At 64.3% G+C, this 10970-nt stretch carries 12 protein-coding genes; 4 read left to right on the top strand and 8 right to left on the bottom strand.

Annotation, left to right across the window (positions count from 1 at the left end; genetic code table 11):
- Window positions 1-18 precede the first annotated feature (18 nt).
- The gene (locus E8F20_RS22725; RefSeq protein ID WP_280285763.1) at window positions 19-1353 is read left to right on the top strand and encodes a TAXI family TRAP transporter solute-binding subunit; all 1335 of its coding nucleotides are present in this window, start codon (window positions 19-21) and stop codon (window positions 1351-1353) included.
- Between the two features lie 62 nt (window positions 1354-1415).
- The gene (gene yejK, locus E8F20_RS22720; protein WP_280285762.1) at window positions 1416-2423 is read left to right on the top strand and encodes a nucleoid-associated protein YejK; all 1008 of its coding nucleotides are present in this window, start codon (window positions 1416-1418) and stop codon (window positions 2421-2423) included.
- A gap of 53 nt (window positions 2424-2476) precedes the next feature.
- On the opposite strand, the gene E8F20_RS22715 is transcribed toward yejK, so the two are convergent.
- The 3 genes from E8F20_RS22715 to E8F20_RS22705 all read right to left on the bottom strand — a co-directional run bounded on the left by E8F20_RS22715 (window position 2477) and on the right by E8F20_RS22705 (window position 4319).
- Entirely contained in the window at window positions 2477-3412 is a 936-nt protein-coding gene (locus E8F20_RS22715; protein ID WP_280285761.1) for a glutathione S-transferase family protein, read from the bottom strand.
- Window positions 3413-3497: 85 nt separating this feature from the next.
- Window positions 3498-3785 (bottom strand): GIY-YIG nuclease family protein, encoded by a 288-nt coding sequence (locus tag E8F20_RS22710; RefSeq protein ID WP_280285760.1) that lies wholly within the window; start codon window positions 3783-3785, stop codon window positions 3498-3500.
- A 48-nt stretch (window positions 3786-3833) separates the two neighbouring features.
- Window positions 3834-4319, bottom strand: a complete 486-nt coding sequence (locus tag E8F20_RS22705) for a nuclear transport factor 2 family protein (protein ID WP_280285759.1) — start codon at window positions 4317-4319, stop codon at window positions 3834-3836.
- 116 nt (window positions 4320-4435) lie between these two features.
- Here E8F20_RS22705 and E8F20_RS22700 point away from each other — a divergent pair, with 116 nt between their 5' ends.
- Entirely contained in the window at window positions 4436-5383 is a 948-nt protein-coding gene (locus E8F20_RS22700) for a helix-turn-helix domain-containing protein (protein WP_280285758.1), read from the top strand.
- 64 nt (window positions 5384-5447) lie between these two features.
- Here E8F20_RS22700 and E8F20_RS22695 read toward each other — a convergent pair whose 3' ends face one another.
- The 5 genes from E8F20_RS22695 to E8F20_RS22675 form a co-directional block, all read right to left on the bottom strand.
- Window positions 5448-6080, bottom strand: a complete 633-nt coding sequence (locus E8F20_RS22695) for a transcriptional regulator (protein WP_280285757.1) — start codon at window positions 6078-6080, stop codon at window positions 5448-5450.
- 79 nt (window positions 6081-6159) lie between these two features.
- Window positions 6160-7284: an FAD-binding oxidoreductase gene (locus tag E8F20_RS22690; RefSeq protein WP_280285756.1), complete on the bottom strand. Its 1125-nt coding sequence runs from the start codon at window positions 7282-7284 to the stop codon at window positions 6160-6162.
- Window positions 7285-7294: 10 nt separating this feature from the next.
- Complete coding sequence (locus E8F20_RS22685) at window positions 7295-8251, bottom strand: ornithine cyclodeaminase family protein (RefSeq protein WP_280285755.1); 957 nt, start codon at window positions 8249-8251, stop codon at window positions 7295-7297.
- A gap of 198 nt (window positions 8252-8449) precedes the next feature.
- Window positions 8450-9454 (bottom strand): DUF481 domain-containing protein, encoded by a 1005-nt coding sequence (locus E8F20_RS22680; RefSeq protein WP_280285754.1) that lies wholly within the window; start codon window positions 9452-9454, stop codon window positions 8450-8452.
- Between the two features lie 129 nt (window positions 9455-9583).
- On the bottom strand, window positions 9584-10582 hold the full coding sequence (locus E8F20_RS22675; protein ID WP_280285753.1) for a DUF481 domain-containing protein: 999 nt from the start codon (window positions 10580-10582) through the stop codon (window positions 9584-9586).
- Between E8F20_RS22675 and E8F20_RS22670 the strand changes: the two genes are divergently transcribed.
- On the top strand, window positions 10581-10967 hold the full coding sequence (locus tag E8F20_RS22670; RefSeq protein ID WP_280285752.1) for an MGMT family protein: 387 nt from the start codon (window positions 10581-10583) through the stop codon (window positions 10965-10967). The two genes, E8F20_RS22675 and E8F20_RS22670, sit on opposite strands and share 2 nt — an antisense overlap.
- Window positions 10968-10970 lie beyond the last annotated feature (3 nt).

The following is a 10970-nucleotide window of genomic DNA, read 5'->3' as shown; positions in this document are numbered from 1 at the left end:
CTGCAGACAAGGACTTCCATGCACCGCATCCTTCGCGACATCAAGATCATGCTCCTGGCCAACCTCTGGCTGATCCCGGTGATGGCGGCCCTGGTGGGCGCCCTCTTCTACTTCGTCGCGCCGCCGCCACCCATGCATGCGCGGCTGGCCACGGGCAGCCCCGCGGGCGGTTACAACGCTTTCGGCGAGAAGCTCAAGGAAGAACTGGCCAAACAGGGCTTCGAGCTGGAGCTGGTGCGCAGCACCGGCTCGCTGGACAACCTGGCCAAACTGCGGAGCGGCGAGGTGGAAATCGCCCTGGTGCAGAGTGGCCAGGAACGAACCCTGAGCGCGAAGGAACGCGAACACCTGCATGGCCTCGGCGTGATGTACCAGGAGCCGCTCTGGCTGTTCAAACGCAAGGGGCTGGAGATCGACAGCATGGCCGACCTGCTGCAGCTGCGGGTGGCCATCGGCGCACCGAACAGCGGCACCCGCTCGGTCAGCGATGCGCTCCTCGCCGCCAACCAGATCAGCCCGGAAGGCTACCCGTCGCAGTGGCAGTCCATCAGCGGCAGCCCGGCGGCCAGCGCCCTGCTGGGCGGCGAACTGGACGCCGGTTTCTTCCTCGGCCCGGCGGAAAGCGCCGTTGTGCAGCGCCTGGCCGCCAGTCCCGAGCTGGATCTGGTGAGCCTGCGCCGCAGTGCAGCCTATCGCGCGCGCCTGCCCTACCTGACCAGGTTGGAAGTAGGCGAAGGCCTGCTCAACCTGGCCAGCAACAGCCCTTCGCGGGATATGCGCACCCTGGCGCCGGTCGCCACCCTCGTGGCCAATGACGAGTTCCATCCCTCGCTCACGCCGCTGATTCTCGAAGCCGCCCGCGAGGTAATGAAGAACGGCACCCTGCTGGACCCGCCCGGCACCTACCCCAGCGCCAAACCGCAAACCCTCTCCAGCCTGAGCGAGGCGGATTACTACTACGAGAAGGGTCTGCCGATCCTGCAGCGCTACCTACCGTTCCGCATCGCTTCCCTGGCCGACCGCTACATCATCCTGCTGATCCCGCTGCTGGTGATCATGATCCCGCTGACCAAGGCCGTAGGCCCCATCTACCGCTGGCGCATCCGCGCACGTATCTACCGTTGGTACAAGTACCTGCGCGAGATCGACCGCAAACTGGACAGCGGCACCCCGCCGGAACAGCTCGCCGCCGAAATCGAGCACCTGGAAACGCTGGAGCAGCGCCTGGCCAAGGTGGAAGTGCCGCTGTCCTACTCCAATGAGCTCTACGACCTGCATGTGCACCTGCGCTACGTGATCGCACGGCTGCAGGCCGTGCAGAGTCGGCAGGCAGACGTGGATCAGGTCGGGTAAACTGGCGCACTTTTACTGCCGGCGCTTCCTCGCGCCGGACGTGCCCCTGAGAGCGAAGATCCATGCCCATCCGCCACTGCATCGTTCACTTCATCGACAAGAAGCCCGACGGCAGCGCCGCCGTGCTGCATGCCCGGGATAGCGAACTGGGCGAATCCCAGGCGATGGAAAACCTCCTGGCCGATCTCAACGAGAGCTACAACGCCAAGCAAGGCAAGGCGTGGGGCTTCTTCCACGAGGAATCCGGTGCCTACCCCTTCAGCGGCTGGCTGAAGGAGTACCAGGAAGGAACGCGCGATTTCACTGCCTTCAGCCGCCAGGCGGTCGAGCACCTGCAGAAGCTGATGGAAGAGTCCAATCTCTCCACCGGCGGCCATGTGCTGTTCGCCCACTACCAGCAAGGCATGACCGACTACCTGGCCATCGCCCTGTTGCACCACAGCGAAGGCGTGGCGGTGACCGACTCGCTGGAAGTGGCACCGGCCAAGCACCTGGACCTGGGCCAGTTGCACCTGGCTGCGCGCATCAACATATCCGAGTGGAAGAACAACCAGCAGTCGAAGCAGTACATCTCCTTCATCAAGGGCAAGAACGGCAAGAAGGTCTCGGATTACTTCCGCGACTTCATCGGCTGCCAGGAAGGCGTCGACCCGCCGAGCGAAACCCGCACCCTGCTCAAGGCCTTCAGCGATTTCGTGGAAAGCGAGGACCTTGCAGAAGAGCAGGCCCGCGAGAAGACCAAAACCCTGGTCGACTACGCCACGACGCAGGCAAAGATGGGCGAGCCGATCACCCTGGACGAGCTTTCCGGCCTGATCGACGAAGACCGTCCGCGCGCCTTCTACGAGCACATCCGCAACAAGGACTATGGCCTGTCCCCGGAAATCCCGCCGGACAAGCGCACCTTGAGCCAGTTCCAGCGCTTCACCGGTCGCGCCGAAGGCCTGTCGATCAGCTTCGAAGCGCACTTGCTGGGTTCGAAGATCGAGTACGACGAAGGCCGTGACATGCTGATCATCCGGCAGTTGCCGACGCAGCTCAAAGATCAGCTGAAACGGCGCAAGGACTGAATCCCTGTAGGGGCGAACTCATCCGCCCCTACAGAAAAGCGGTTCGCCCCGGCTCAACGGGCTTCGATGCGGAACCCCAGGCGCGGGAAGTGCACATGCACGACACCGGCGCGTTCGTCCCGGCGGCGCAGAATGATTTCCTCGCGGCCCACGAACATCAGCTCGCCTTCCACCGGATCGACGCCGTAATCGGTGGCGGCCACCAGTACCTTCTGGCCGGCTGCGAAACCGTTGGGGTCGAAGAAGTCTTCAACCGGGAGGGCCGTCGGTTCGGCGTTACGGGCGATTTCCACAGCCTCGCTCGACAGCATTTCGCCCGCAGATCCATGGCCGAAGCCCAGCACGCGCCCCAACCAGGCAGCCACCTCCGGGTAATCGTCCACCAGCGGGGCAGTCACCGGAGTGCCCTTGAGGAACCACAGGCAGTGCGCCAGGGAGAAGTCGGCGATGGACGGTTCGCCAAACAGGTAGTCGCCCTCGCTGCGGGAAAGCTGCTGTTCGGCACGGGCCATGATCGCCGGCCAGTTGTGCTTGGCCTGCTCAAGGGGAAGGCGCGTCAGGCTGCCGCCACTGAACAGTCCGGCACGGTCAGCCATGAAGGCCTTCACCGCTTCGGGCGGCAGCTTGCCGAAGCGCAGCGCCGCCGACTCTGGCTGGAACACCAGGGAAACGGCGTGCTGGAACACCACCGAATCCACCCACTGCGCGAAGCTGGCAACGATGAGCTCCTGCCCTTCCGGGAAGAACGCCGGCGTCGCCTTCTCCGCATCCAGACGGCGTGCAATCAGCGCGGTGTCGCAGTAAATATCGGCACCCACTTGCAGGACCGGTGTCTTGCGATAGCCACCGGTGAGGGCGGTGAGGTCAGGCTTGGGCATCACCGGCGGGATCATCACCGAACGCCAGGACAGCTGCTTGAAGCCCAGCATCAGACGGGCCTTCTCGGCGAAGGGTGAAGTCGGGTAGTGGTGCAGGATCAGCTCGTGCATGACGGTCTCCGCGTCAGGTCTGTGGATAACGCAGCTTACCCGGCGCAACCGGGGTGGCCCATGCCCTGCGCCTGATGGGACGGCATCAGCCTGCTGGATGGAGTGTTACCAGGCGCTCCTTGGCCGCCTTGCGCAACTGCTTGATGGCGCGCTCGCGACGCAGGGCTTCGCCCTTGTCGGCGCAGGCCTCGACGAACACCAGGGCCTGCGCGGGGCTGGAATGGAAGAAGCGCGCGCCTTTGCCGCTCTGATGCTGGGCGAAACGCCGCTGCGGGTCGTCGCTGATGCCGCAGTAAAGGGCGCCGTTTTCGGCACGTACCAGGTAGACGAACCAGGGCTTGGCAGCAGGGACGGCTTCGACGTGTTCGGGCATTGCGGGGTCCTGTTGGAAGGCCGCCGCATTAGGCAATGCCATACCACCTCAAGACAAGTCCTTCAGCGCCCCCGTACGGTAGGCAGCCAGCCCCCGCGCGGCCTGCTTGCGGATGGCGTTCTGTACCGGCGGCAACCAGCCCAGCAGCGTCCCCTTGGCGCCCAGAGCCTGGCGAGCCCAGCGCCAGAGGTCGAAGTTGTCGTGGTGTTCGATGATCTTGCCATCGGAGAAAAGGAAGCGGGCCTGGATACGGTTCTCCACCATGCGCCCGGTCTGGCTGAACAGGTAAGTGGCCACCCAGTTGGCACGACCGCTGAGGTCGTCGGCCTCGACGCTGTCGAAGGTGAGGCTGAACTGCTGGGCGCGGCTGGCGAGCATGCGCCACATATCAGCGGCCTCCTGGCCGTTCAGGTCAGTGAACACAGGATCGCTGAAGTGCACATCGGGGCTGTAGCAGGCCGCCATGGTCTCGGCGTCGAGCTGCTGAAAGGCCTGATAGAAGCGGGTGATGAGTTCGGCATTGGGGTGAGCCATGGGCAACTCCGGTAGGCGGATATGCATTGAAGTATTGACCCGGATGGGCCAGACGGCGATTGGCGCCATCGCCAACTTTGTGTCAATAATCGCCAACCCCATCGCGAGCTCGCCCGATGATCCGCGTCGCCCTTTTCGTTTGCCCGCAGACTGTCTGCTCCAGCCTGGCCACTGCCGATGATGCCTTTCGCCTGGCGAACCAGTTGGCTGGGGAACCCCTATTCCAGGTGCAGCGTTTCAGTCGCGACGGCCGACCTGTGGATATCGGCATGGCCGAGGTGCGGGTTGACGGTGACCTGGCCCTGGCGGAGTCGGCTGACCTGGTGCTGCTGACCGCCACCGGCCCCGCGGTGGAGAAGACGCTGGCCGCCAACCACGAACTGCTGCCCTGGCTGGCCGCGCGGCCAGATACGCAGCAACTCGCCAGCCTCTGCAGCAGCGCCTTTCTGCTGGCCGCTTCGGGACGGCTCGACGGCCGCCGCGCTACGACTCACTGGGCACTGGCGCCAGCGTTCCGCAAACGTTATCCACAGGTGCGCCTGGAACCGGACGCTTTGCTGACCGAAGACGGCAACCTGTTCTGTTCGGGCGGCGCCCAGGCCGGACTGGACCTCTGCCTGCACCTGATCGGTTGGCATGGAGGCGACTGGCTCGCGCAACGGGTAGCCGGCGCCATGGTGTTCGATAGGGAACGCGGACGCCAATCACGTTTCGCCCCGTTGCTGCCGACCGCCGGCAGCGACGACCCACAGATCGGCCCCTTGCTGCTCTGGTTGCAACGCAACCTGTCCGAGCCTCTTGATCTTGACGCCCTGGCGCAACGCGCCCACTGCTCGAGCCGCACCCTGTTGCGGCGCTTCAAGGCCGCCACGGGCCTCACCCCGAGTGCCTACATGCAGCGCCTGCGCATCAGCGCTGCACAGACGGCCATGCGCAACCCGGCGCGCTCCCTGGAACAGGTAGCGGCTCAGGTGGGCTACGCCGACAGGGCGACCTTCGCCAAGTTGTTCAAGCAGCTATGCGGGGAAACGCCGGGGGCCTTCAGGCGGCGGCTGCGGGTGTGACGCACGGACTGGCAGACCGTCGGCCCGCTTGGCGAATGAACTCGCCCTTACAGGAAGCACTGGGCTAGACCGACTCTTCCTTCAATTCCTTGAGGTGCTTGTAGACCGTGGCGCGCCCCATGTTGAGGACATTGGCCACGTAGTTGGCGGCGCTCTTGCCCTTGAAGGCACCTTCGGCATGCAGGGCCAGGACCAGCTCGCGCTTGTGCTCGCGGGTCAGCAGGTTGAGGCCAAGTTGGCGCTGGCGCAGCCAGTTGTGCAGGAAGGTGTTGATGCGCTCTTGCCAGTCATCGCGAAACAGCGCATCGGGCTGGGGGATGAGCTTGCTGGAGGAGAGGAACAGGTCGAGGGCCGCCTTGGCCGCCTCGAACATGGAGATGTTCAGGTTGATGCAGAGCACGGCGACCGGCGCGCCTTGGGCGTCGCGCAGCACGGTGCTCACGGAGCGGATCTTCTGGCCGTCCCAGTTGAGCTTCTCGTAGGGGCCTATGGTCCGCTCGTCCACGTCCTCGCTGAGCATGTCCTCCAGAGCGGCATCGTCACCCACGCAGCGCTTGGAGATGTTGTTGGCGATGTAGTCGATCTTCTGCGTACGCAGGTCGTGCAGCACCACCTCGGCATGGGGAAAGAACAACGTGGCAATGGCGTCGGCAACAGCTCGGTAGTTATCCAGGACAAGATCTGGGCGGGGGGTCATGGAGCGGCTCCTGGAGCGGAAAGATCGGCGCCGGGCGCGGGGCCCGGCGCAGCGAGTGTGGCGCAAAGCGCCCGCGTCGTCACCCCAGCCGCGCGGGCGACAGCATGGCTTCGGTCAGGCCGAATTGCGTCAGGTGCTCCGGCAGTGGCTGGCGCAGGATCAGGCAGGCGCTGGCCTCGCCCATGGCGGCGGAGGTCTGGATGCCGTAACCGCCCTGCCCTGCTACCCAATAGAAGCCCGGCGTGTGCCGGTCGTAGCCGGACACCAGGTCACCATCGGGGAAGAAGGAACGCAAGCCCGCCCAGACCCGCGCGGGGCGGCGGATGGTCATGCTGGTGTGTTCCTCGATCTGGTAGATGCCGAGGGCAATGTCCAGCTCTTCCGGCTGCACGTCGTGGGGGTCCACCGGGTCGGCGTTGGCCGGCGAGCCCAGCAGCATCCCGGCGTCGGGCTTGAAGTAGAAGGACTCGTCCAGGCTCACCAGGGCTGGCCACTTGTGGGCATCCACGCCTTCCGGTGGAGAGAAGATGAACGCGGCGCGGCGCTTGGGCTGCAAGCCCAGCGGTGGAACGTCGGCAAGTTGCGCGAGCTGGTCGCACCAGGCGCCAGCGGCGTTGACCAGGACGGGCGCCTGGACGCTGCCCAGGGAAGTCTCTACCAGCCACTGCTCACCATCACGACGAACGCCGGTCACTTCACAGCTGTGCCGCACCTCACCCCCGTTGCGACGAATGCCACGCAGGTAGCCCTGATGCAGGGCGTCCGTGTCGATATCGGCAGCGCTGGGGTCAAGCATGGCGCCTTGCACCTTGTCGCGGCGCAGCACGGGCACCAAGGCACAGGCCTGGTCCGCTGTCAGCATCTGCATGTCGGGGACATTTTCCAGTGCGCTGTCGAACTGGCGCTGCAGCTCCTCGGCATCCCCGGTGAAATCCACCACCATCTCGCCGCGCGGCGTCAGCAGTGGATGTTCGCTGAAGCCCTCGGGCGGTGCATCGAAGAAGGCTCGACTGGCAGCCGTCAGGGCTCGCACCTGGGGCGTGCCATAAGCGACGGTATAGAGCGCGGCGGAACGGCCGGTGGAGTGATAGCCCGCATGTTCCTCGCGCTCCAGCACCAGCACGCGACCATGGCGCGACAGCCAGAAACCGGTGGAGGCGCCGGCGATACCGGCGCCGATGATGATGTAGTCAACCTGGGTCATCGGGTTCACCTCACTGGCCTTGGCGTTGCAGACGATAGAGGGCGTTGGCCAGAGCCATGTCTTCCAGGCCCAGACCAATGGAGCGGAAGAATACCGGGCGGCGGTAGTCCGGACGCGGTGCCTTGCCACTGACCAGCTCCGGCAGGTCGCCACGGATGGCCTCGCGGCTCCAGCCGTGACGCTCGGCCGCCAGCAGCATCTCCCCGGCAGAACCCGGAGTGGTGGCGCGGTAGTCGCAATAGACCTCCATCTCGCCCAGGGTTTCCGGTGGCACTTCATGGGCACGCGGGGCATTGGTGCTGATAGAGGTGACCAGAGCCGGCTTGGCCAGGCGGCGAGGATCCAGCACCGGACCGGCGGACGAGGTGCAGAGCATCACCACGTCGGCGTCGGCCACGGCGTCTTCCAGGTTGGCACTGATTTCCACGCGCGAGTCCTGGGCGCGCCATTGCGCCTGGGTATCCGCTTCTTCCGCCAGGGACGGCGAGAAGACCGCGATGCGCTGCCAGTCGCGCAGCCCCTTCACATAGTGCAGGTGGGCGCGGGCCACGGGGCCGCTGCCGATCACCGCCAGCCGGCGTGCCTGCTCAGGCGCGAGGGATTCGACCGCCACCGCTGTGGTCGCGGCGGTGCGCGCGGTGGTCAGCTCGCCGGCATCGCAGAGCAGCAAGGGCTGGCCGCTGTCCATGGACATCAGCAAAGTCCAGGCGGTGACCAGGGCACCATCGGGCTTCTTGATGTAGGGCGAGGTCTTGACCCCATAGACCCCGTCCTTGGCCAGCACGCCCAGGTAATTGATGAAGTCGCCGGTCGCATTGGGGAACTCCACCAGTTGCTGCTCAGGCTGCACGGCTTCACCAGCGGCGAGGTCGAGGAACATGTGGCGCATCGCCTGATGCACATCCACCTGCTGGAGCAGGTGGCGCGTTTCAGCTTGCTGGAGGACGAGGGGCGGGGTGCTGGACATGGGGACGCTCCCGAAAAGTAGACATAAACAATTTGTCCATATTGGACTTTTAAGTTTATACCAGCAAGGGGACGACGACCCGGATGTACGAGAATGGCGCGTGCGTGTAAGCAATCCAGCGCCTGGAGAGAGGACACCGCGCGGGAGCGAAATTGCACGCGAGCCAATTCGCTCCCGCAGGTGCTGGTGGAGCCGCCTTTACCAGCCGACACCGAATCCGACGGTGTAGCGGGTTTCGTCGATTTCACCGTCGGCGCCGCTGACCTGGTCCTTCTCCGCCTTCATGTTGAGTGAGGCCCAGTCGGTCAGCTTGTAACGCAGGCCCACTTCGGCATCCAGGGAATAGTCGGCGGTATTGTCCAGGGGGCGGCCGATTTCACCGGTGGTGAAGAGCTCTACCGTCTTGCCCACCAGGTAGCGGTTGTAGTCCCACTTGGTACTCAGGGAGTAGAAGTCCTCCTTCTCGCCATTGGAGAACTGATAGTCGCTGCGGTTGACCAGGCCGGCCAGGGAGAACGCGCCCAGTTCGTCGTCCCAGAACTGGTAACCGGGGCCGGTACCCAGGGTGCGCTGGCGCTCGAGTTCTTCGATCTTGTCGCGCTTGTATTCGCCACGACCCTGCCAGAAGAACTTCTCGGTGATGAAGCGATCGAGGGCGTACTCGGTTTCCCAGTTGTCCGTGGTCTTCACGTCGTCGGTGAACTCACGGTTGTACTCGCCGGAGGCGTTGTGCCGCCAGCGGCCGTGGCGGGCCTTGGTGTTGAAGTCGACGTCGTAGTCGTCGGTGTCCTTCTCCGCACGTTTGTAATCCAGGGACAGATCGACGTTGCCCGTCCAGGTCAGGTCCTCAACCAGGGGCTTGGGCTTCATGATCTGCTCGATGCTGGCCAACTCTACTTCCTTGGGCGCTTCGCCGTTGGCCAGGATGACCTTGCCTTCATCGGCACGCTGCAGGGACTTGGCCCGTTCGCCGTCGATGTCGCCTTGCTTGATCAGCAGCTCACGGTCGCTTTCCAGCGTGGCGACCTTCTTCCAGTCCAACGGGATAGTGCCGCCGTAGTCGGTTTCGAGGACCAGCTTGCCGCCGTCGAAGACGCGAATGGTGCCGGTAAGACGGTCGCCGTTCTTCAACCAGACGGTGTCAGCGAAAACGGCGGAGGATGCGGCGGCGAGCGCCACGCAAAGCAGGGTTCTGGACAACATAAAGCGGCTTCTTTGCTCGGGGTCTCAAAAAAAGCCGGGCATTATCCTTATGACCGACGGCAGAGCAAGGACTGACCGACCTGCGCCCGCCGAGTTCCAGAAAATCGATGGACGTGACCGGTTTGAGCCCTACCAGCCGATGCCGACGCCAATCAGGTAGTGCCGGTCCGACGACGTGTCGCCCAGGCCCCTCACCTGGTCAAGTTCGTAGAGCAACGACAATCTCGCCCAGTCATTGAGCCGATAGCGCAGGCCGAATTCGCTGTCGAGCACATAATCGATCTCCTCCATATGCGGCACCTGGAGCTGGGCCTTGGAATAGAGTTCGAAGCGAGTCCCCCAGATCAGCCGCTTGAAGTCCCACTCGAATGAATAGGCATTGAAGTCCAGATCGCCAGCGTCGCTTTCCAGCTGGAAGCGCGTGAGCTGGGCAATCAGGTCGAAGCGGCCCAGTTCGTTGTCCCAGAAGCGGTAGCCGGGGCCAACGCCGTAGGCGCGCTGGCGATTGAAGAACTGGAAGTCGTCGTTGTCCTGGTCATAGCTGCCACGTACGAACCAGTGCTGGGTCAGGAAACGGTCGAGGTCGTACTCGATTTCCCAGTTGTCCTCGGTACGCTCGCCGTTCTTGGTTTCCTTCTCGAACTGGCCACTCAGCACATGACGCCAGCGGCCGTGCTCGACGCGGGTGTCGCCCTTGAGCTTCCACTCGTCCTTGCTGTCCTCGTTGCGTTCCATGTCCAGCTTTGCGTCGAGATTGCCCTCCCAGACACGGTCCTTGAGAACGGGTCGCGGCGGCACCATCTGGCGGATACTGGCCAAAGGCACCCTCTCGCTTTCGCCGTTCACCAACAGCACCATGCCCTTGCCCGCCGCTTCAAGGCTGCGGCTATGCTGGCTGTCGAGCCCCTGTCGCTTGATCAGCAGCGGTTTCTCCGAACGAAGGGTGTCGATATCCTTCCAGTCGATCAGCACCTGGCCGGCGTATTGGGTCTTCAATGCCAGTTTGCCGCCATCCAGCACGATAATTTCGCCTGTCAGGCGATCACCGTTGTTCAACCAGACGGTGTCCGCCCAAAGGGGCGAGCAGGCCAGACACAGAATCAGAGCACTCAGGCTACGGAGCAGCATGGTCGGTAAGCAGAAGAAGGAAGAGGCGCCAGAGCATGCATGGACGGACTTGCCAACGGCAAGCGTGGACATCCGCCGCGAGGCGCTTTACCTCACCCTGGCGCAAGTGCCGGAGGGCAAGGTGGTGACTTACGGCCAGTTGGCCGAGCTCGCGGGGCTTGGCCGCGCCGCGCGCTGGGTCGGGCGAACCCTGAGCCAGTTGCCCACCGGCACCCAGCTGCCCTGGCACCGCGTCCTGGGGGCCGGCGGACGCTTCAGCCTGGCCATTGGAACACCGTCCGGCAACGAGCAACGGGCACGTTTGCGGGCTGAAGGGGTCAGTATCCAGAACGATCGGGTGGACATGCGTCGGCACGGCTGGCATCCCATGCCACCCAAGGGTTAGAGT

The organism is Pseudomonas sp. BN415, from assembly GCF_029871195.1.
Classification (GTDB): domain Bacteria; phylum Pseudomonadota; class Gammaproteobacteria; order Pseudomonadales; family Pseudomonadaceae; genus Metapseudomonas; species Metapseudomonas resinovorans.
The sequence above is the reverse complement of the archived record's forward strand: the minus strand, read 5'-3'. Positions and strand labels throughout refer to the sequence as shown.